This window comes from Rhodococcus sp. Leaf225 (assembly GCF_001426145.1).
In the GTDB taxonomy this organism is placed as follows: Bacteria; Actinomycetota; Actinomycetes; order Mycobacteriales; family Mycobacteriaceae; genus Rhodococcoides.
The window spans coordinates 929505-949513 of record NZ_LMRN01000009.1; the positions used below are offsets into that span (position 1 = coordinate 929505).

At 69.1% G+C, this 20009-nt stretch carries 20 protein-coding genes; 14 read left to right on the forward strand and 6 right to left on the reverse strand.

All coding sequences use genetic code 11. From position 1 onward, the window contains the following. Positions 1-10: 10 nt before the first annotated feature. Together trhO and ASG69_RS08635 are read left to right on the forward strand one after the other, a co-directional pair. Entirely contained in the window at positions 11-859 is an 849-nt protein-coding gene (trhO, locus tag ASG69_RS08630; RefSeq protein ID WP_056441999.1) for an oxygen-dependent tRNA uridine(34) hydroxylase TrhO, read from the forward strand. Next, positions 856-1776 (forward strand): pseudouridine synthase, encoded by a 921-nt coding sequence (locus tag ASG69_RS08635; RefSeq protein WP_056442002.1) that lies wholly within the window; start codon positions 856-858, stop codon positions 1774-1776. The genes trhO and ASG69_RS08635 overlap by 4 nt, the downstream gene beginning before the upstream one ends. Here ASG69_RS08635 and glsA read toward each other — a convergent pair. Together glsA and thiM are read right to left on the reverse strand one after the other, a co-directional pair. Continuing rightward, entirely contained in the window at positions 1769-2962 is a 1194-nt protein-coding gene (glsA, locus tag ASG69_RS08640) for a glutaminase A (RefSeq protein WP_056442424.1), read from the reverse strand. The two genes, ASG69_RS08635 and glsA, sit on opposite strands and share 8 nt — an antisense overlap. Then, complete coding sequence (gene thiM / locus ASG69_RS08645; RefSeq protein WP_056442004.1) at positions 2959-3789, reverse strand: hydroxyethylthiazole kinase; 831 nt, start codon at positions 3787-3789, stop codon at positions 2959-2961. Before thiM ends, glsA begins: the two co-directional genes overlap by 4 nt. A gap of 254 nt (positions 3790-4043) precedes the next feature. Here thiM and ASG69_RS08650 point away from each other — a divergent pair, with 254 nt between their 5' ends. The 8 genes from ASG69_RS08650 to ASG69_RS08685 all read left to right on the forward strand — a co-directional run bounded on the left by ASG69_RS08650 (position 4044) and on the right by ASG69_RS08685 (position 11943). Further along, positions 4044-4244 carry a cold-shock protein gene (locus ASG69_RS08650; protein ID WP_027504730.1) on the forward strand — a complete coding sequence of 67 codons (201 nt, stop codon included), beginning with the start codon at positions 4044-4046 and terminating at the stop codon, positions 4242-4244. Positions 4245-4415: 171 nt separating this feature from the next. After that, positions 4416-5495: a BMP family lipoprotein gene (locus tag ASG69_RS08655; RefSeq protein ID WP_037184768.1), complete on the forward strand. Its 1080-nt coding sequence runs from the start codon at positions 4416-4418 to the stop codon at positions 5493-5495. A 2-nt stretch (positions 5496-5497) separates the two neighbouring features. Then, positions 5498-7075 (forward strand): ABC transporter ATP-binding protein, encoded by a 1578-nt coding sequence (locus ASG69_RS08660; protein ID WP_056442006.1) that lies wholly within the window; start codon positions 5498-5500, stop codon positions 7073-7075. Then, the gene (locus ASG69_RS08665) at positions 7072-8271 is read left to right on the forward strand and encodes an ABC transporter permease (protein WP_231476227.1); all 1200 of its coding nucleotides are present in this window, start codon (positions 7072-7074) and stop codon (positions 8269-8271) included. Before ASG69_RS08660 ends, ASG69_RS08665 begins: the two co-directional genes overlap by 4 nt. After that, positions 8271-9536 carry an ABC transporter permease gene (locus ASG69_RS08670; protein WP_027504732.1) on the forward strand — a complete coding sequence of 422 codons (1266 nt, stop codon included), beginning with the start codon at positions 8271-8273 and terminating at the stop codon, positions 9534-9536. The genes ASG69_RS08665 and ASG69_RS08670 overlap by 1 nt, the downstream gene beginning before the upstream one ends. 97 nt (positions 9537-9633) lie before the next feature. Beyond that, the gene (locus ASG69_RS08675; protein WP_056442008.1) at positions 9634-10281 is read left to right on the forward strand and encodes an SDR family oxidoreductase; all 648 of its coding nucleotides are present in this window, start codon (positions 9634-9636) and stop codon (positions 10279-10281) included. 39 nt (positions 10282-10320) lie between these two features. After that, the gene (locus ASG69_RS08680; protein WP_056442009.1) at positions 10321-11184 is read left to right on the forward strand and encodes an HAD hydrolase family protein; all 864 of its coding nucleotides are present in this window, start codon (positions 10321-10323) and stop codon (positions 11182-11184) included. A 15-nt stretch (positions 11185-11199) separates the two neighbouring features. Further along, positions 11200-11943 (forward strand): siderophore-interacting protein, encoded by a 744-nt coding sequence (locus tag ASG69_RS08685; protein WP_056442011.1) that lies wholly within the window; start codon positions 11200-11202, stop codon positions 11941-11943. 22 nt (positions 11944-11965) lie between these two features. Here the strand turns inward: ASG69_RS08685 and ASG69_RS08690 are convergent, their stop codons facing one another. From ASG69_RS08690 to ASG69_RS22745, 3 genes are all read right to left on the reverse strand, one after another. Continuing rightward, positions 11966-12526, reverse strand: coding sequence for a hypothetical protein (locus tag ASG69_RS08690; protein WP_051613116.1), 561 nt, complete (start codon positions 12524-12526; stop codon positions 11966-11968). 61 nt (positions 12527-12587) lie between these two features. Further along, entirely contained in the window at positions 12588-13394 is an 807-nt protein-coding gene (locus ASG69_RS08695; RefSeq protein ID WP_056442014.1) for an ESX secretion-associated protein EspG, read from the reverse strand. Further along, positions 13391-14797: a hypothetical protein gene (locus ASG69_RS22745; RefSeq protein ID WP_056442018.1), complete on the reverse strand. Its 1407-nt coding sequence runs from the start codon at positions 14795-14797 to the stop codon at positions 13391-13393. Before ASG69_RS22745 ends, ASG69_RS08695 begins: the two co-directional genes overlap by 4 nt. A gap of 155 nt (positions 14798-14952) precedes the next feature. Between ASG69_RS22745 and ASG69_RS08705 the strand changes: the two genes are divergently transcribed. Beyond that, entirely contained in the window at positions 14953-16149 is a 1197-nt protein-coding gene (locus ASG69_RS08705) for a metallophosphoesterase (protein WP_056442021.1), read from the forward strand. Here the strand turns inward: ASG69_RS08705 and ASG69_RS08710 are convergent. Beyond that, positions 16112-17428: a helix-turn-helix domain-containing protein gene (locus tag ASG69_RS08710; protein WP_082544327.1), complete on the reverse strand. Its 1317-nt coding sequence runs from the start codon at positions 17426-17428 to the stop codon at positions 16112-16114. The two genes, ASG69_RS08705 and ASG69_RS08710, sit on opposite strands and share 38 nt — an antisense overlap. A gap of 167 nt (positions 17429-17595) precedes the next feature. On the opposite strand from ASG69_RS08710, the gene ASG69_RS08715 reads away from it, so the two are divergent. Genes ASG69_RS08715 through ASG69_RS08725 form a run of 3 tightly spaced genes read left to right on the forward strand, consistent with a single transcriptional unit; the run spans position 17596 to position 20008 of the window. Next, positions 17596-18372 carry an ABC transporter ATP-binding protein gene (locus ASG69_RS08715; RefSeq protein ID WP_056442024.1) on the forward strand — a complete coding sequence of 259 codons (777 nt, stop codon included), beginning with the start codon at positions 17596-17598 and terminating at the stop codon, positions 18370-18372. After that, positions 18365-19105 carry an ABC transporter ATP-binding protein gene (locus tag ASG69_RS08720; RefSeq protein ID WP_037184775.1) on the forward strand — a complete coding sequence of 247 codons (741 nt, stop codon included), beginning with the start codon at positions 18365-18367 and terminating at the stop codon, positions 19103-19105. The genes ASG69_RS08715 and ASG69_RS08720 overlap by 8 nt, the downstream gene beginning before the upstream one ends. 24 nt (positions 19106-19129) lie before the next feature. Beyond that, positions 19130-20008: a branched-chain amino acid ABC transporter permease gene (locus tag ASG69_RS08725; RefSeq protein WP_027504741.1), complete on the forward strand. Its 879-nt coding sequence runs from the start codon at positions 19130-19132 to the stop codon at positions 20006-20008. The last annotated feature ends 1 nt before the right edge of the window (position 20009 follow it).

Consider the following 20009-nt stretch of genomic DNA (forward strand, 5'->3'; position numbering starts at 1 on the left):
CTGTTCCTCCGTGTCGACGCCCAAGATCGTGCTGTTCTACGTGTTCACGCCGCTTCCGGACCCCGAGGCGGTCCGGCTGTGGCAGCACACCCTGGCGTCCGCACACGGGCTCACCGGCCGGATCATCGTCTCCCCGCACGGCATCAACGCGACGGTGGGCGGCGACGTCCGCGCAGTCAAGAAGTACGTCCGCGGCACTCGTGAGTACGCGCCGTTCGCGGCCGCGGACGTGAAGTGGTCGGACGGCCGCGGCGGCGACTTCCCCAAACTCAGTGTCCGGGTGCGCCCCGAGATCGTGACATTCGGAGTACCGGACGAACTCCACGTGACCGCGGACGGCGTCGTGGGGGGTGGCCGCCACCTCGCACCCGAGGAGGTGCACGACCTGGTGGCCGAGCGGGGGGACGACGTCGTCTTCCTCGACGGCCGCAACGCCTTCGAGGCCGCGATCGGACGTTTCGACGGCGCTGTGGTTCCGGACGTCGAGAACACGCGAGAGTTCGTGGCGCAGTTGGATTCCGGTGTGTTCGACCACCTGAAGTCGAAGCCCGTCGTCACCTACTGCACCGGGGGCGTGCGATGTGAGGTGTTGTCCTCCTTGATGCGCTCGCGCGGCTTCGAGGAGGTCTACCAGCTGGACGGCGGCATCGTGCGGTACGGCGAGCGGTACGGGGACGACGGGCTCTGGTCCGGGTCGCTGTACGTGTTCGATCAGCGCGGCACCGTCTCGTTCTCCGACCACCCGGCCGTCATCGGAACCTGTTCACGCTGCGGTGTTCCCACCTCGCGATACCTCGACACGGACGACGGCCACGGTCGTGGGTTGGCTCTGGTCTGCACCGAGTGCGTCCCCACGTGACCGTGCCGTTGCCGTTCCGGGACGGGCTCGCACCGCTGCGGCATCGGTTGCCCCACGGCGAGCATCCGGCGACCACGCTCGAATATCTGGAGAGCGTGCTGCCCGGCGACGCGTGGCGGGCGACGATGGCGGCGGGGGAGGTGGTCGACGAGCGCGGCCGCCCGTACAGCGAGGACACGGCCTATCGCGCCGGTGCCGTCGTGCACTTCCACCGGATCCCGGAGCCCGAGGTGCCGGTTCCCTTCGAGATGGAGATCCTGCACGTCGACGACGCGATCGTCGTCGTCGACAAGCCCCACTTCCTCGCGACCATCCCGCGCGGGCGTCACATCACCGAGACCGCGACGGTGCGGCTGCGGCGGCTCTTCGACGAGCCGGACATCACGCCGGCCCATCGGCTCGACCGCGCCACCGCGGGAGTCCTGATGTTCACCAGAGCAGCCCGATTCCGTCGGGCGTACCAGGACCTCTTCGTCGACGGGAGCGTGGACAAGGAGTACGAGGCCGTCGCCGGATTCGACCCCGGCCTCACCTTCCCGCGCAGTGTCGAGAGCCGGATCGTCAAGGAACACGGCGTCATGACCGCGCACGAGGAACCGGGTGAGCCGAACAGCGAGACACGGGTGGAGATCATCGAGAGGGTGGGCGACGCGGCGCGCTACCGGCTCTTCCCTCGCACGGGCAAGACGCATCAGCTGCGCCTGCATCTCTCCTCGCTCGGCATCCCGATCCACGGCGACCCGTACTACCCGACGTTCACGTCCGTGGCGCCCGACGACTTCTCGACACCCCTGCAGTTGCTCGCGCGCCGGTTGAGCTTCACCGATCCGCTCACCGGCGACCCCCGCACCTTCCGCTCACGGAGAGAACTCCGGCTCGTCTTATTCCGGCCGGCCTCCGGCCTTCCCGCTACATGAGTCCGTTGGGGTCGTCCACCTCGACGTCGTGGCCGTCGCCGCGCAGTCGCTCGATCAGCTCACCGAGCAGCCGCACCGCAGCTCCGTTGACCGCTCGGGCGGGCTCGAGCTCGAAGCCGATGCGTGTCGGCTCGTCCGGAAGGTCTGCCAGGACGCGGCTCATGATGTTCTCCGCGCCGGCGAACCGGATGTCGCCCTGCAGCTCGTACACCGTGCGGCCGTCCTCCTCACGGGCCCGGCGCACCGCGGAGTGACCGGACGGGGCGATGTCCATCATGTGCAGATCCATGTCCCGCGACAGTCGCTCGAACACCTCGACCCCGCGCACGCTGTTGCCCCGGTCGTCGAGTCGTGGGGAGTGGACGGCGATCCCGAGCTGACCGGGCAGCACCCCGATGATCGCGCCGGACACACCGCTCTTCGCGGGAATGCCGACGTTCGCGATCCAGTCGCCCGTGCCGTCGTACATCCCGCACGTGGTCATGGTCGAGAGCACCTGTCGCACGACGGCGGACGTCGCCACCCGCTCGCCGCTCTCGGGATGGACACCGCCGTTCGCCATCGTCGCGGCGAGCATCGCGAGATCGGGTGTGGTGACGTCGATGCTGCACTGCCTGGCGTACCCGGTGACGACCTCGTGTGCATCGCACTCGAGGACCTTCACCGAGGCGAGCATGTGGGCGAGCGCCAGGTTCCGGTCGCTCGACTCCATCTCGGCGTCGAACACGTCGTCGTCGATCGAGAGGTCGCGGCCGACGAACGCGGAGTGCAGCGCGAGGATCCGGTCGACGCGATGCTCGACGTCACGCCCCTCGACCAACGAGTGTGCCGCGATGGCACCGGCATTGATGAGCGCGTTGCGTGGTCGGCCGGTGTCGCGTTCGAGCGAGATCTCGTTGAACGCATCGCCCGACGGCTCGACGTCGATCTTGCGGTGCACGGCGTCGAGCCCACGGTCGGCCAGCGCGAGGGCGTAGGTGAGTGCCTTGGAGATGGACTGGATCGAGAAGGACGAGTCCACGTCGCCGGCGCAGTAGACCGTGCCCTCGACGGTGACGACGGCGACCGAGAACACGTCGGGGTCGGCTTCCGAGAGGATGCGGTTGCCCGTGAGGACCTCGCCGCCGTCCGAGTTCCGGCAGTCGCGCAGCACGGCCTCCAGGTAGTCGGTGATCGGTGACGTCACCGTGGCAGCCACTCGACGTGCGCGCGCCGGAGGATGTCGTCGGGAGTGACGGCGTGCAGTGCGTCCAGGTAGGCGACCGCGAACGAGCCGGGCGCGGTGGCGGTCTCGGCCGCGATGTCGGCGGCGACCGTCGCGTGCGTGTGGGCCGCGATCGTCGCGACTCCGTGGTCGTCGACGGCGGCGCAGTACGCGGCGACGAGAGCTCCGAGCGAACACCCGGTTCCGGTCACCTTCGTCATGAGGACGCTGCCGCCGTGCACCGTCGCGAGTCCGCCCTCGTGGGCGATGTGGTCGATCGCCCCACTCGCGGACACCGCTGTCGAGTAGGCGAGCAGGCCACGTGCGGCGTCGACAGCGTCCGCCGGATCGTCCGAGCTGTCCACGCCGCGTCCGGACCCGTTCCGCTCGTCGGTGTCGAGTCCGGTCAGGCGGTGGAGACCGATGATCTCGGACGCGTTTCCCCGCACGGCTGCGGGTCGGTGCTCGACAAGGTCGCGGGCGAGTGCGCCGCGCCACGGCAGTCCACCGGCAGCGATGGGGTCCAGCACCCACGGGGTGCCCGCAGCCGCGGCGGCCGCCGCGGTGGCCAGGTACACCTCACGCAGCTGCGGCTGGGGCGTGCCGAGGTTGATCAGCACCGCGTCGGCCACCCCGGCGAACAGCGCCGCCTCGTCCTCGTTGTCCACCATGGCCGCACTGGCACCGGCGGCGAGGAGCACGTTCGCGGTGAAACCCGCTGTGACGTAATTGGTCACGGCGTGGACGAGGGGCGCGCGGTCACGCAGCGCGACGAGCGCGTCGGCCACGGAGGTCGTCGGGTCGGTCATGAGACGGGTATACCCGCTCGGTGCTTCGCGTCACCTCACGCGGTACCGGTGGCGCATGGTCCCCGGTGTGTTGTAGCCTTATCGCAGCTGACAGGTCGTAGTTTTTGTGTGTTCGTGTTCATGCACGCTCGCTGGGAACTTGTAGTTGCGAGCGTGTGCGTCTTTCTGAGGAAACTCGGAGTTCGTCACGTTCAGTGCCGGCCCGGGTTTCACACGGTGTGAAACTCGAAGTATCAGCTGTAGGGAGCAACACCATGACTCAGGGCACCGTCAAGTGGTTCAACGCCGAAAAGGGCTTCGGCTTCATCGCTCAGGAAGATGGACCTGACGTGTTCGTCCACTTCTCCGAGATCCAGGGCACCGGCTTCAAGAGCCTCGAAGAGAACCAGCGCGTCGAGTTCGAGGTCACCTCGGGCGCCAAGGGTCCTCAGGCGAGCGGCGTTCGCGCGATCTGATTTCGGAGTAACCCACCGAAACTTCACACTGGGGCCGGACACCGACAGGTGTCCGGCCCCAGTGGCATGTCCGGGGGTGGGTCGCACACAGGTTTTCGGGCGGACGCTCGGCGCTCGTTCGACGCTCGGGTTAATGTTCCATCACAGCCACGAGCGAAACGGAGCACACCCGTGCCGAACACCCTTTCCAGAGCAACACTCTCCACCGTCGCAGTCGCGAGCGCGTTCACCCTGGTCACCGCCTGTGGGTCAGCGCCGGAAGACAGCGCGAGCGGCGGATCCGACTCGGGTGACTTCACCCCGTGCATGGTCTCCGACTCCGGCGGCTTCGACGACAAGTCCTTCAACCAGCTGAGCTACGAGGGCCTGCAGACCGCGGCCGGCGAACTGAACGTCGAGCCGATCACGGTGCAGTCGAACTCCCCGACGGACTACACGCCCAACCTGAACAACCTCGTCGATCAGGGCTGCGGACTGGTGGTCACGGTCGGTTTCGCGCTCGCGGACGCCACCAAGGAAGCCGCGGAGCAGAACACCGACGTCAACTTCGCCATCGTCGACGACTCGTCCATCGAACTGGACAACGTCAAGCCGCTGACCTACGACACGGCGCAGTCCGCGTTCCTCGCCGGCTACGCCGCAGCGAGCTACAGCAAGACCAACACTGTCGGTACCTTCGGCGGATCGCAGTTCCCCACCGTCACCATCTTCATGGACGGCTTCGCCGACGGTGTGAAGTACTTCAACGAGCAGAAGAACCGCGACGTGCGCGTCATCGGTTGGGACGTCGACGCCCAGAACGGCTCCTTCACAGGTGGATTCGAGGCGAACGAGGTCGCGAAGAACACCGCGCAGGGCCTCATCGACCAGAACGCCGACGTCATCTTCCCGGTCGGTGGTCCGATCTACCAGTCCGCTGCCCAGGCCATCCGTGACGCGAACCGTCCGATCGCGTTGATCGGCGCCGACGCCGACGTGTACGTCTCCGACCCGTCGGTGTCCGACCTGGTGCTCACGTCGGTGACCAAGGGCCTCGCCACCAGTACCGAGGAAGTGGTCAAGGCGGTCGGCGACGGCTCCTTCGACAACACCCCGTACGTCGGCACGCTCGAGAACGACGGTGTCGGCATCGCTCCGTTCCACGATTTCGAGTCGCAGGTCGATCCGGCTCTGCAGGGTGAACTCGACACGATCCGCGCGGGCATCATCGACGGATCGATCACGGTCACGTCGCCCTCGTCGCCCAACTGACGATGGCGTCGAACGACACCGCGTCCACGCTCGACAGCAGCCCCGTGCACGACCTGCCGAAGCTCGAACTCCGGGGCATCACCAAGCGTTTCGGTTCCCTGGTCGCCAACGACCACATCGATCTGACCGTCGAGGCGGGGGAGATCCACTGCCTGCTCGGTGAGAACGGTGCCGGGAAGTCGACGCTGATGAACGTCCTCAGCGGCCTGTACCGGGCGGAGGAGGGCGAGATCCTCATCGACGGGGAGCGGCGCACCTTCGCCGGCCCCGGCGAGGCGATGACCGCCGGGATCGGCATGGTGCACCAGCACTTCATGTTGATCCCGGTGTTCACCGTCGCCGAGAACATCATCCTGGGCAACGAGAAGACGACGTTCGGCGGTCGCCTCGATCTCGACGCGGCTCGTGCGCTGGTACGGGAGGTGTCGGCCCGCTTCGGATTCGACGTGGATCCGGACGCGACAGTGGGCGATCTCCCGGTCGGCGTGCAGCAGCGCGTCGAGATCATCAAGGCGCTCTCCCGCGAGGCCGACATCCTGGTCTTCGACGAGCCGACGGCGGTCCTCACCCCGCAGGAGACCGACGAGCTGATGACGATCATGCGTCAGCTCGCCGAGGCGGGAACGGCCATCGTCTTCATCACGCACAAGCTGCGTGAGGTGCGCGTGGTCGCCGATCGCATCACCGTCGTCCGCCTCGGGAAGGTCGTCGGCCAGGCCGAGCCGACCGCCACCGACGGCGAACTGGCGTCCCTCATGGTCGGTCGCGACGTGCAGTTGCGCGTCGCCAAGGACCCGGCGCAGCTGGGGGATGCCGCGCTGGTCGTGTCGAACCTGACGGTTCCGGGTGCTGCCGGCCCGGTGGTGAACGACGTGTCCTTCGAGGTGCGCGCCGGCGAGATCCTGGCGATCGCGGGCGTGCAGGGCAACGGTCAGACGGAGCTCGCCGAAGCACTACTGGGTCTGCATCCGGCGATGACCGGTCAGATCACGCTCGACGGTGCCTCGCTGGTCGGTCGCGACGTGAAGTCCGTGCTCGACGCCGGTGTGGGTTTCGTTCCCGAGGACCGCACCGAGGACGGACTCGTCGGCGAGTTCACCATCGCCGAGAACCTCATGCTCGACCGGTCGCACGGCGGGCCGTTCTCCGCTCGTGGCAGCATCGTGCGGTCCTTCCTCCGGTCGTTCGCGTCGGAGAAGGTGTCGGAGTTCGACATCCGCACGCCGAGCATCGACACGGCCGTCGGCAGACTCTCGGGCGGTAACCAGCAGAAGGTCGTGCTCGCACGGGAACTCGGGCGCGATCTGCGCCTGCTCATCGCGTCGCAACCCACGCGCGGAATCGACGTGGGATCCATCGAATTCGTGCACAAGCGCATCGTCGCGACGCGGGACGCGGGCACCCCCGTCATCGTGATCTCGTCCGAGCTGGACGAGGTGTCGGCGCTGGCCGACCGCATCGCGGTGATGTACCGAGGCGCCATCGTCGGCATCGTGTCCGGCGACGCCTCACGAGAAGAGTTGGGACTGCTCATGGCCGGAGGCCACTCCACCGACGCGAACACCGAGGGAGCCGCGTGACCGCGACGGACACCGCGACGCCGCCGTCCACGTCCGAGTCGGTGCTGCGCAAGATCGCCAGTGGCAGTGTGCTGCTGTCCCTGCTGTCGGTCCTGATGGCGTTCGTGGTCGGCGCGATTCTCATCGCCGTCACCGATCCGCAGGTGCGTGAGACGGCGGGCTACTTCTTCTCGCGGCCCACGGACATGCTCTCCGCGATCTGGGACTCGGTCTGGGGCGCCTACTCGGCGCTCTTCCAGGGCAGTGTCTACAACTTCCGACGGCCTCGGTTCGCGGACGGTATCCGTCCGCTCACCGAGACCCTCACCTTCGCCACCCCGCTGATCGCCGCGGGTCTCGGTGTCGCGCTGGCGTTCCGGGTCGGCATGTTCAACATCGGCGGCCGCGGCCAGATGCTGATCGCCGCCGCGTGTGCCGGCTACGTCGGGTTCACCTTCGACCTGCCGCCCTACGTGCACCTCATCGTCGCGATCCTGGCCGGTGTCGTCGGCGGCGCGCTGTGGGGCGGCATCGCCGGACTGCTGCGGGCGCGGACCGGCGCGCACGAGGTGATCGTGACGATCATGCTCAACTACGTCGCGTTCTACCTGATCTCGTACCTGCTGCGCACTCCCGGCGCGCTGCAGGCACCCGGCTCCAACAACCCCAAGACGCCCGCGATGATGGACGACGCGATCCTGCCGTCGCTGTTCGGATCGAAGTACTCGCTGCACTGGGGCTTCGTCCTCGTCATCGCCGTGACCGCAGCTGTGTGGTGGTTGCTCGAGAGGTCGAGCGTCGGCTTCCGGTTCCGTGTCGTGGGGGAGAACGCCTCCGCGGCCCGCGTGGCCGGCATCAAGGTCGAGCGCGTGTACATCTACGCGATGGTCCTGTCGGGTGCTCTGGTCGGGCTCGCCGGTGTCGCACAGGTACTCGGTACCGTCACCACGGGTTTCTCCGCTGACATCGACGCCGGCATCGGATTCGACGCCATCACGGTGGCACTGCTGGGGCGCTCGCGTCCGTGGGGTGTGTTCGCCGCCGGCATCCTGTTCGGAGCCTTCAAGGCGGGCGGCTTCGCGATGCAGGCCGCGGAGTCGATCCCCATCGACATCGTGCTCGTCGTCCAGTCGGTCATCGTCCTGTTCATCGCCGCGCCGCCCCTGGTGCGAGCGGTGTTCCGACTACCCGAACCTCGAGCGAAAGGGGTGAGCTGATGAGCACACTCGCCACGGCTCCTCCTGACGCCGGGTCCCGTCCCGCCGCCTCCTGGAAGCTTCCCGTCGTCCTGGGTGTCGTCACCGTCGTCGCGCTGCTGGCCTTCGGGCTGCGGGGCGACAGCGGCACCAGCACGTTCTCCCTGGCCAGTGACAGCGACTTCGTCAGGTTGCCGGACGTGGGGCTGCCCGCGCGCGCCACGTGCATCGCGCTCGTGATCCTGCTCGCCGCCCTCACGCTGGTCAGTGCGGTTCGCACCCGGGCGGGGCAGCGCACACCGGTGGCGGTCACCGCGGTGTTCGCCGTCGCGTTCGTCCTGCTGTTCCTCACGTGGTCCGCGGTGGGCGAGACCATTCCCGTGCCGGGCCTGCTCCTCGGAACCGTCGCCCTCAGCACGCCGCTGATCTTCGGTGCGCTCGGCGGCGTCGTCTCCGAGCGCGTCGGCATCATCAACATCGCCATCGAGGGCCAGCTCCTCGGTGGCGCGTTCGTCAGCGCGGTGGTCGCGACGCTCACCGGGTCGCCGTACGTCGGTCTCGCCGCGGCCCTCGTGGCAGGAGCCTTGGTGGGCAGCGTCCTCGCGGTGTTCTCCATCCGGTACTTCGTCAACCAGGTCATCGTCGGCGTGGTGCTCAACGTGCTCGTCGTCGGGCTCACCAGCTTCCTGTACTCCAAGGTGCTGGTCCCCAGCGCCGCGACACTGAACACGCCGCCGCGCTTCCCTCGCATCGAGATTCCGCTGCTCTCGCAGATCCCGATCATCGGTCCGGTGCTGTTCCGGCAGACGGTCATCGAGTACGTCATGTACATCGCTGTGGCGGCCGTGTTCGTCGGCCTCTTCCGCACGCGGTGGGGCCTGCGGTTGCGCGCGGTCGGTGAGCATCCGCGCGCCGCTGACTCCGTGGGTATCGACGTCGCACGCACCCGCTTCTGGAACGTCTGCCTCGCGGGCGCCATCGCCGGCATGGGCGGCGCGTACTTCACCCTGGGGTCGGTCGGTGCGTTCGGCAAGGAGATGACCGCCGGTGCCGGCTACATCGCCCTCGCCGCCGTGATCTTCGGACGCTGGGATCCCGTCCGTGCGACATTGGCGGCCCTGCTGTTCGGATTCGCGTCCAACCTGCAGAACGTGCTCGGCATCATCGGCTCGCCGGTACCCAGCGAGTTCATGTTGATGCTGCCCTACGTGGTCACCATCCTGGCGGTCGCCGGGCTCGTCGGGAAGGTGCGTGGTCCCGCCGCGGCGGGCAGACCGTATCCCTGATCGGCGTCCGATGTTTGTCGGGCGCCGACAGCAGGGAACCCCCCTCCGTGGACGGTCGTACGGCCGCCCGTGCTCGAAGAAGGGACACCCGGAACTCATGTCACGCATCGCAGTCGTCGGCGGCCACGGCAAGATCGCCCTGAAGCTCGCGAAGATTCTGACCGAGAGTGGGCACCAGGCCACCTCGCTGATCCGCAATCCCGATCAGACCGCCGACATCGAGAAGACCGGCGCCACCGCCGTCGTCGCGGACGTCGAGGCGCAGACCACCCAGGAGATCGCCGGAACCGTGACCGGCCACGACGCCGTCGTCTTCGCTGCCGGCGCCGGGGGTGGCGATGCCGACCGCACGTACGCCGTGGACCGCGACGCCGCCATCCGCTGCATCGACGCGGCGTCCGCGTCGGGCGTCCCGCGGTTCGTGCTGGTGTCGTACTTCGGTGCCGGACCGGATCACGGTGTCTCCCCAGACGACTCCTTCTACGCGTACGCCGAGGCGAAGGCCGAGGCCGATCAGCACCTGAAGAACAGCGACCTGTCCTGGACCATCGTCGCGCCGTCCGGCCTCACCGATGACGCCGGCACCGGCTCCATCACCACCAAGGAGCAGGGAGCGACGGGTGCCTCGGTCAGTCGCGACGACGTGGCCGCCGTGATCGCCACCGTGCTCGACACCCCGTCCACCGCCGGCCGCATGATCGAGTTCGACCGGGGCGAGACGCCCATCGCCGACGCGCTGAGCTGACTCCCGGTCGGAACGGTCACCGGGTGAGAGGCTGACCCGGTGACCGTTCGACTCTTCGCCACCGATCTCGACGGGACGCTGTTGCGCTCCGACCGGACCATCTCCGCGCGCACCGCTGACGCCATGGCGGCAGCGCGAGACGCGGGGATCGACGTGGTGTGGGCCACCGCCCGTGCGCGGCACTCCGTGCACGAGTTCGCCGAGCAGAGCGGTTTCCGCGGAATTGCGGTGTGCGCCAACGGCGCCGTCCTCATCGATCTCGCCGACGGGACACCCGTGATCACCCAGACGGTGGGGATGGACGTCGCCGTCGGTCAGGCCGCGGTCGACCGGGTGCGCGCCCTCGTACCGGGAACCGTGGTCGCCGCGGTCGGACCCACCTCGTTCGTCGCGGAGACGGGCTACGCCGCGTTGTGCGTGTTCTCCGACCATCACCGCGACCCGTCCACCATGGACACTGTCGTGGGTGGTGATTTCCCGTCCGACAGCGACCGGCCTCCGGCCTTCCCGTGGTTGCGGGAGGACATGGTGAAGATCGTCGCCCGCCACGCCACCGTGCCGAGCGTCGATCTCTACCGCGCGCTGCTCGCCGGCGGTGTCGACGATGTCTCGGTCACCCATTCCGGCGCGCCCTACGTGGAGATCGCCGCGCGCGGAGTGTCCAAGGCGACCGCTCTGGCGGCGCTGTGCGAGCGCCGCGGAATCGCACGGCGGGAGGTCGCGGCCGCCGGCGACGCACGCAACGATCTGGAGATGCTCGCGTGGGCCGGCACCGCGATCTGTCCGTCCAATGCCATCCCCGAGGTGCAGGCTCTCGTCGATCGGGTGGTCGCCAGCAACGACGACGACGGCATCGCGGAGTACCTCGAGGAGTTGGCGCACCCCCGCGTCGGTCAGGGTTAGGCTACCCTCAGCTGCATGACCGACGCAGCGACCAGCGAGCAGACCAAGGGCTGGCAGGGCACGGTCCTCAAGCTGATGGGCGGCTCGGACGTACTGCTCACCGTTCTCGCGGCGGAGGACGTCACCCCGCACTACCGTCGGCTGACGGTCTCCGCGGGTGGACTGTTCACGCGTAAGCCCGTGCATCCCACAATGTGGTTGCGCCTGTGGTTTCCCACCGACGACGGCAGTGCCTCGCTGCACCACCGTGCCTACACGGTCGTGAACCCGGACCCCGAGAACGACCGCTTCGACCTGGAGTTCGCGCTGCACGACGGTCCGGCCGCGCACTGGGCGCGACGCGCCGCCCCCGGCGACACCCTCGAGGCGACCTTCCAGGGCTCGAAGTACGCGGTACCGGACCCGCTTCCCGCCGGGTACCTCATCGCGGGAGACAGCGCAGCACTTCCCGCGGTGAACTCGTTGCTGGCCGCTCTGCCCGACGATCTTCCCGTCACCCTGTGGCTCGAGACCGTGCACGACGGCGACGACGCGCTCCCGCTCGCGGCGACGAGCGCCACGCAGGTACATCGAGTACGACGGCGTGACGACGGTGCCTCGATGGTGGAGGCCGTCTCGGCCGCAGCGTTCGACGCGTCCCGCCACGCCGCATGGGTCGCGTGCGACACGGTCACGACGCGCTCGATCGCGTCGATCCTGAAGTCCGACTACCGCGTTCCGCGCAGGTCGGTCAAAGCTCAGGGGTACTGGATTCCCTGAGCGTCACGCACGACGGGGGCTGTCAGGGACGACCGTGATACGTCTTCGCCGCGGTGGTGGACAGCAGGGCCACGATGACGAACCCCATCAGGCCGTTGACGATCGCGGAGCCGAACGCAGCGGTGATCGCTCCCGCAGCGAGGAACGGCAGCACGATGATCGCGACGACCACCAGTCCGGCGATCCAGCTGAAGAACGTGTTCGGTGACGGCACCGCCTGGAACAGCAGGAGCATGAACGCTCCGGCGAGGATCGCGGCGAGGGCGCCGTACACACCGGCGATCCAGGGATCCTCCAGTCCGTACATCCAGAACACGCTGGTTCCCGTTCGGTTGTAGACGGCCTGGACGATCGCCGTGGCCACCCATCCTGCGATGAACGTGGTGATGGCGGTGGCGACGACTCCGCCGATGAACGGGCCGACGTCGAACTTCAGTCCGGACGATGCGGGCTTCTGCGGCGCGTAGCGCTGACCACCGGGCTCGGCGTAGGGCTCCTGCCGACCGTAGGCCCGAGTGCGGTCGTCGTAGCCGTAGTTGCCGACGTCGCGGTTGTCGGAGTCGCGCGGGTAGCGATCGCTCATCTGCCCAGTCCTCTCGATCGGCCGCGCACGCGTCAGCGCCGCAGCGTTCAATGGCCCAACCCTAGCTGCGTGTACCCGTCACCGGTGGTACCGCACCGGCCCGTCGGATCTCGTCGTCGAGCGCCGCCGCGATGGTCTGGGCCGTGGCGGGCAGCACCGCCACCACGTCGGTCGCGTGCACCAGGTAGCGCCCGTCACCGAGCGCGTCGATCCACCGTCTGCCGGCGATCGCCTCGAGCGGGCCGTCGCCGCCGTGTCCCACGACGATCTCACCGAGCCCCTCCCGTGGCCCGTCGAGGATGTGGATCACGCGATCGCGGTCGGTGTCGCCACGCGAATCGTGCAGGTGGGACGACGGAGCGCGGACCACGTCGTCGCGGGACACGGACGACGGCGTCACCCGTCCCGCGCGGCGGTGGGGCAGCGCCGCCGTGAGGGTGTGGGTCATGCGCTCCGGTGGTACGGCGTGGACGTGGACCGTGCCGCCGGTGTCGGAGGTCGGTCCCGGGTCCTGGACCACCACGACGGCGAGCGGGAAGGCCGGAGGCCGGTCGGAATGGAGCGGGATCGCGGAGTACGAGGTTGCGGCTCGAATGCGCACGCGTCGATCGCCCGACTCCACCCCGCAGGCGGTGACCTGGAATCCGGGTCCGCCGAGCAGGGACGCGGCGGCCAGCAGCGATCGGTCGCCGAGGCGGCGGCGGGCGGCCTCGCGTTCCGCACGCAGATCCGCGGCTGTGCGGGCGTGCGTGGTCCAGGAGAAGGGGAACGGCACTCGATCGCGGCCGATCCGGTCGAGGAGTACGGCGAACTCGAGTGACGTGAGGTGCCACGAGGCGACCCCCGTGGGAGCCGCTCGAACGATCACCCGATCACCGGGGGAGCGACGAGTGGGAGCTCCCCGACCAGGCGGTCGCCGTTGTCCGCCGTGACCAGGTAGCCCGCCGTGGTGTGGTCGCCGTCCTGGTCTCCGCCGGCGCGGCTCCCCGGCATCATCGCGCCCGGTCCGTAGGCCGCCGCGCGGGTGCCCGCGCCGGAACCGCCCGCGCCGGCTGAGGTCGCGCTCTGCAGGACGGGGCCGGTGGTACCGCCCGAGGGGCCGCGCCCGGACGAGGATCCCGGACCGAGTGTCCGCGCGCCCGACCCACCGGATCCCGCCGACGGCCGCTGCCCTGCCGTCCCGTACCCGGCGGGGGCCGAGCCGCGCCCGAAGCCCGCGGGTGAGGTCACGGCAGGCCGGGACCCCGACGGGCCGACCGGTGCCGTGCTCACGGGTGCGACACCCGACGGCGGAGCTGCGCCGTTCGGGGTGCTGCTCGTGCCTGCTCCCGCGGAGTTCTGGGCGGCGGCCGCAGGCTGTGGCCCTGCGACGGGCGTCGAGTCACCGACCGATGCCGCCGTGGTCGGTGCGGGACTCGTCGCGAGCGACGAGAGTGCCGTCGAACCGAGCGATGCGGCGTCGACACCTCCGCGCATGCCACCGGCCGCCGAGGACGAGGAACCCGACGCGGACCCGCTCGCCGGATCTCCCGGCGGCGTGAGCACCGGCACGCCGTGATCGGCTCGGACGGCGGTGGGGACGTAGGTGCCGTTCATGACCGCCACGGCCTCGGCGCGCCGCTCCTCCTCCTCGGCCATCATCGCGGTGATCGACCCGGCGGCGCCGACGGGTCCGAGGAACGCGGCCGTCATCGCGGTGCGCGCCCAGTCCGAGGGCGTGAACGACTGCGGGGCGGGCATGGTGGCGCGGGTGAGCGCGAACCCGTCGCGGGACTGCTCGAGCTTGCCCGCGACGATGTCCATGAGGTCGAGGGTGCGCAGCGACTCGGTGCGGTACGTCGTGATCGCGGCGAGCGCGGAGTCGGCCGCGGCGCCCTGCCAGTCGGTCCCGAGCACGGCGCCGAGGTCGTTCCACAGGGTCCACACCAGTGCGGTCGCCCGGGTGTGGGCCTCGCGCCACATTGCGGCACCGGAATCGAGGAGCTCCGGCGTGAGTTCGGTGGTGTACGCGAACATCTCGGGGTGCGACATGCCGTCGAACGCCTCCGGGACCACGACGCTCGCGCCGCTCGCCGTGTCGCCCACCCTGGACCTGTCGACGGCCTCGCGGGCGACCCGGACGGCGTCGTCGGCGTGGAACTCCGCCGTCAGTCGTGCCGCGGACTCCGCCGCGTCGCTGTCGTGTCCCGTCGCGAAGTCGACCATCTCCGACGCCGCGTCCGAGATCGTCTCGCCCGCGGCACCGATCACCCCCGTGATGTCGAACCCCATGTTCGTGTCCTCCCCGACCGCGGTGCCACGATCCCCGTGACATTCGACGCGCGGACCGGCCGCACGGTTCCGCGTACGGTTGACGCGTCTCTCCCACGCGCGGCGATGCTCCTCGAGAGATCGCCGACGCTCCCGACACCGAAGGAACGTGCACCATGTCGGACCACTCAGTGCCGGGCGAGGTTCGCGAGAGCACTCCGTCCGGCAGGCCGCCCGTGGGCCGGCTCGCCGTCGTGACAGTCGTTCTCGCGATCCTGTTCGGGGCGCCGCTGTGGACTCTTGCGTTCACCGGCGCTGACTGGCCGATCGCCGCGAGGATCATCGCGACGGTGGTCGCGGTCGGTGCTGCCGCCGCGCTCGTGATCGGCATGGCGAAGGGGCACGGTCGGGCACACTCCGACCGATGGGCCCGCATCGGGGACACCCTGCTCGGACTGGTGTGGATCGCGTTCGTGTGGTCGCTCATCGGGCTCGTCGTACGGCTCGGGCTCGGCATCGCCGGGGTCGACGATCCGCTGCGATCACGCATCGTCGCCGGCGCCGTGCTGGCCGTCATCGTCGCGTTGGCGGTCTGGGGACGACGCGAGGCGATGCGGCTGCCGCGCACGAAGCACGTGACGGTGACGCTCGATCGACTCGGCGCCGGACTCGACGGGCTCCGCGTCGTCCTGGTGACGGACACGCACTACGGTCCGATCGAACGGTCCGTCTGGTCCTCCGACGTCGTGGCGGAGATCAATCGCCAGGACGCCGACATCGTCTGTCACGTGGGTGATCTCGCCGACGGGTCGGTGGAGCGTCGACGTGAGCAGGTGGCGCCCCTGGAACGGGTGCACGCGAAGTCGGCGCGCGTCTACGTGACGGGCAATCACGAGTACTTCGGCGAGGCCCAGGAGTGGCTCGACCACATGACGTCGCTGGGCTGGGACTCGTTGCACAACAGGCACATCACCGTCATGCGCGGTGGCGACAGGCTGGTCGTCGCCGGGGTGGACGACAGGACCGCGCGCGGGTCGGGCGAGGTGGGTCACGGCGCGGATCTGACCGCCGCGCTGACGGACGCGGAACCGTCGCTGCCGATCTTCCTGCTGGCGCATCAGCCGAAGCAGATCGACGCGGCCGTGGCGGCGGGAGTGGATCTGCAGGTCTCCGGGCACACGCACGGTGGACAGATCTGGCCGTTCGGGCTGCTCGTCCGACTCGATCAACCGGTCGTCCACGGTCTCAGCCGACACGGCGCCCGCACGCAGCTCTACACGAGCCGGGGCACGGGGTTCTGGGGTCCACCGTTCCGTGTCTTCGCACCGAGCGAGATCACCGTGCTGACGTTGCGGTCGAGCTCTCTGGTGTGACAGTCGCGGCGGCGCCGACGCCGGCCACCGCGTCCGCCCAGTGCCCGGAGCGGACCAGGGCAAGGGTGAGGAGGAGCCGGTCGTCCGGCGCGGTGATGGATCGGCCGGTCAGTTCCTCGACCTGATGAAGCCGATAGATCACCGTGTTCCGGTGGCAGTACAGCAGTTTGGCGGCGTTGGTGGGTGAACCGTCGGTGGCGAGGACGTGCGCCAGAGTTCGGAGCAGTACCTCCCGCTGCGCGGGCGGGTGTCCGTTCAGCGACCCGAGTGCGTGGGACACGACCAGATCCGAGATCTCGTCGTCGACAGACATGACGATGTGGGGCAGTCGGTCCGTGGCCACCGCGGCGGGAGTGTCGCCGGCGCCGATGGTGGCCGCCGTGCGCGCGGCAGCTCGGTACGCGGCGGCGAAGGTCACGAGTCCGTCCGTCGACGCGGCGATGCCCACCGGTCCGACCGCGCGTGCGGCGAGAGCCTCCGCCACCGAGCTGAGGTCCGCCTTGGCCGGGCACACGACGCCGAACTGAACCCCGTCGCGAATGTGCCAGTGCGACAGTGATGTCACGCCGTCGACGGCGTCCTCCGGTGAGGTCAGGGGTGGGTCACCTCGCTCGGACAGCGGGCCCACCACGCACGCGATCCGATGCTGTGCGGTGAGCCCCAGTGTGTTCCGCGCATCGACGACGAACGCGGGATCGGCTCCGCGCCCGTCGCGCAAGCCGTCGAGAACGGCGAGGATCTTCGTGACGTCGCGCTGCTGCATCCGTGCGGTCTCACGCCGGTACGAGTCGACGAGAATCGTGTTCTGCGCATCGAGTGCGTGCCACAACCGTTGGCCGGCGACGAGAAGCAGTCGCGGCTCGAGCAGCCCGGGATTCGCGCCGCGAGCGTTGACGAGTTCCTCCCACAACGTTCGACTACCGAGGGTGTACGCCTTGAGCACGAGTTCCATGGGGATGCCCTGGCGCGCGCGTTCGCGACCCGTGCGCCGCCACACCTCGGTGTTGTCCTCGCTCCCGTGCTGCGTGCCGCTGAGCTTGCGCAGCCCCAGACGGATGTGTTCCCGCGTGCTGCGACGGACCACGGCCGTGATGTCGGAGCCGGCCTGGAGATAGTCGGGGTCCTGCTCGAACAGGGCCAACGTGATGGAGTCGGCGATGGCGTCAGCCTCCGGGATCAGCGTCGCCCACGCGCGTTGGATCGCGGCTCGTTCCTCCGCCGACAGCCGTCCGCGGACAGGATGCAGCCCCGATCCACGGCCGATCGACGGCGACGCCATGCGCGCATTTTTGCGCACAGCGCCCGACGGTTCGAGCGGTTTGACCGAAATTGGTGCCCACGGCATGACCCTTTTCGTGCGCGGAGACCATATCGCCGACTGTGCGGAGTGACCATAGTGAGTGCCACCGAGATGTGAGGTGGGCCACTGTGTCAACGATCGAGACCATGACCGAGTCCGTGTTCGAGCTGTCGTCCGTCACTGTGTCGTTCGGCGGCATCGTCGCCCTGTCGGACGTCGGACTCGATGTCCGACGAGGCGAGGTCGTCGGAGTCATCGGACCCAACGGGGCGGGCAAGACGACACTGTTCAACGTCGCGTGCGGCCTCGTCGCGCCGCAGTCGGGCACCGTGACCCGGAACGGCCGGGTGGTACGCCGGCTGAAGCCGACCGCGCTGGCGGCACTCGGTATGAGCCGCACACTGCAGGGCCTCGGGCTGTTCGACCGGATGACCGTGGTGGAGAACGTCATGGTCGGTGCGGACCATCTCGCCCGGACCTCGATCGTCGCCGGGCTGCTCGGACTCGCTCGGAGCGGGGCCGACACCGCCGCGATCCGCGACCGGGCTCTGGCCACGTTGTCCGAACTCCGCATCGACGAGTACGCCGACCTGTACCCGCCCAGCCTGCCGTACGCGGTGCGCAAACGCGTCGCGCTCGCGCGGGCGCTGGTGGGGGAGCCGACGTTGCTGCTTCTCGACGAGCCGGCGTCGGGTCTGTCGAACGCGGAGATGGACGAGCTGGGTGAGCTGGTCCGCGGACTCACCTCGAGGATGTCGATCCTCCTGGTCGAGCACCACATGGATCTGGTCATGAGTGTCTGTGATCGGTTGGTGGTCCTGGACTTCGGGAAGGTCATCGCGCGCGGGACACCCGACACGGTGCGCGAGGATCCCGCTGTGCTCGCCGCCTACCTGGGGGACGAGGTGGACCGTGATGCGTGACGTCGTGCGGGACGAGGCGACCCGCGACGCCCTGACCGTGTCCGATCTGACGGTGCGGTACGGCGCCGTCACCGCGCTCGACTCCGTGTCGCTGAGGGTGCCCCGCGGCGCGGTCACCGCGGTGCTCGGGGCCAACGGTGCCGGCAAGACGACCCTGCTCCGGACGATCTCGGCGCTGCACCCGCCGGTGGCCGGCCACATCCGGATGGGCGAGGTCGACCTCGTCGGAGCGAGCCCGGAGTCGATGTCACGGCGTGGACTGTCGCACGTGCCCGAGGGCCGCGGGGTCATCGTCGAACTCACCGTGGAGGAGAACCTGCGTCTGGGGGCGTTGGGCCGCAACAGGTCCGCGGCCGCGGTGGGGATCGACCGCGTGCTGTCCATGTTCCCGGCTCTCGCGGAGCGTCGGGCGTCGACCGCGCACACGCTGTCGGGCGGTGAGCGACAGATGCTGGTGATCGGGCGCGCCCTCATGGCGACCCCCACGATCCTGCTGCTCGACGAACCGTCGCTCGGGCTCGCTCCCCGCGTGGTGGCGCAGATCTTCCAGACGCTGCGTGACTCGGTCGACTCGGACGGCCTCACCGTCGTGCTGGTCGAGCAGAACGCCCGCAGCGCGCTGTCCATCGCCGAACACGCCGTCGTGCTGTCCCTGGGGACGGTGGCGCGGGAGGGTCCGGCGGCCGACCTCGTCGGCGACGAGGAACTCCGCCACGCCTACCTCGGCTTCTGACCACCCTCACGAAAGGACGACAGAGTGCAACAACTGCTCACCATCGTCATCAACGGAGTGACCAACGGGATGGTCTATGCCGCATTCGCTCTGGCACTCGTGCTGATCTGGCGCTCGACGCGCATCGTGAACTTCGCGCAGGCGCCGATGGCGATGATCACCACCTACGTGGCGCTCGTCGTGGTCGATGCCGGCTACTCCTACTGGGTCGGCTTCGCCGCCGCGCTCGTCTCCGGCCTCGTGCTCGGCGCGCTGATCGAGCGACTGATCATCCGGTACGTCGACAGCGCGTCGCACATCAATCCGGTGATCCTCACTCTCGGTCTCTTCATCGTGATCCACGCGGTGGCGGCACTGGTGTTCGGCAACCAGTTCCGGTCCTTTCCCGCTCCGTTCGGTCTCGACGGTCGGCGCATCGGGTCCGTGGACGTGGCGCTGACGGGCAACGACATCTACAAGGTCGTCGCGGTGCTGGTGGTGCTCGCCGCGCTGGTCGCGCTGTTCCGGTTCACCGATCTCGGACTCACGATGCGCGCCAGTGCTTTCAGCCAGGAGGTGTCGCGCCTGCTGGGAGTGCGCGTGGGCCGCATGCTCACGCTGGGATGGGCGTTGGCCGCGGTGGTCGGGTCGGTCGCGGGTCTGCTCATCGCCGGCGGGTCGCTGGTGCACCCCGGCTACATGGACTCCGTCGTGGTGTTCGGATTCGTGGCCGCCGTGCTCGGCGGTCTCGACAGCCCGGTGGGCGCCGTGGTGGGCGGACTGCTGATGGGCGTCGGGCTCAGCGCGGTCAGTGGCTACATCGGGCAGGACCTCGTGTCCTTCGCGGCGCTGGTCATCCTCATCGCGGTGTTGTTGTTGCGTCCCAACGGATTGTTCGCTGCCGCGGCAGCGAGGAGGGTCTGAC

What these genes read in the sequence shown, in the direction of transcription:
- thiM (WP_056442004.1), bottom strand. Translation starts at nt 3,789, where the DNA reads ATGACCGACCCGACGACCTCCGTGGCCGACGCGCTCGTCGCGCTGCGT.
- ASG69_RS08650 (WP_027504730.1), top strand. Translation starts at nt 4,044, where the DNA reads ATGACTCAGGGCACCGTCAAGTGGTTCAACGCCGAAAAGGGCTTCGGC.
- ASG69_RS08660 (WP_056442006.1), top strand. Translation starts at nt 5,498, where the DNA reads ATGGCGTCGAACGACACCGCGTCCACGCTCGACAGCAGCCCCGTGCAC.
- ASG69_RS08670 (WP_027504732.1), top strand. Translation starts at nt 8,271, where the DNA reads ATGAGCACACTCGCCACGGCTCCTCCTGACGCCGGGTCCCGTCCCGCC.
- ASG69_RS08675 (WP_056442008.1), top strand. Translation starts at nt 9,634, where the DNA reads ATGTCACGCATCGCAGTCGTCGGCGGCCACGGCAAGATCGCCCTGAAG.
- ASG69_RS08685 (WP_056442011.1), top strand. Translation starts at nt 11,200, where the DNA reads ATGACCGACGCAGCGACCAGCGAGCAGACCAAGGGCTGGCAGGGCACG.
- ASG69_RS08690 (WP_051613116.1), bottom strand. Translation starts at nt 12,526, where the DNA reads ATGAGCGATCGCTACCCGCGCGACTCCGACAACCGCGACGTCGGCAAC.
- ASG69_RS22745 (WP_056442018.1), bottom strand. Translation starts at nt 14,797, where the DNA reads ATGGGGTTCGACATCACGGGGGTGATCGGTGCCGCGGGCGAGACGATC.
- ASG69_RS08705 (WP_056442021.1), top strand. Translation starts at nt 14,953, where the DNA reads ATGTCGGACCACTCAGTGCCGGGCGAGGTTCGCGAGAGCACTCCGTCC.
- ASG69_RS08710 (WP_082544327.1), bottom strand. Translation starts at nt 17,428, where the DNA reads ATGGCGTCGCCGTCGATCGGCCGTGGATCGGGGCTGCATCCTGTCCGC.
- ASG69_RS08715 (WP_056442024.1), top strand. Translation starts at nt 17,596, where the DNA reads ATGACCGAGTCCGTGTTCGAGCTGTCGTCCGTCACTGTGTCGTTCGGC.
- ASG69_RS08720 (WP_037184775.1), top strand. Translation starts at nt 18,365, where the DNA reads ATGCGTGACGTCGTGCGGGACGAGGCGACCCGCGACGCCCTGACCGTG.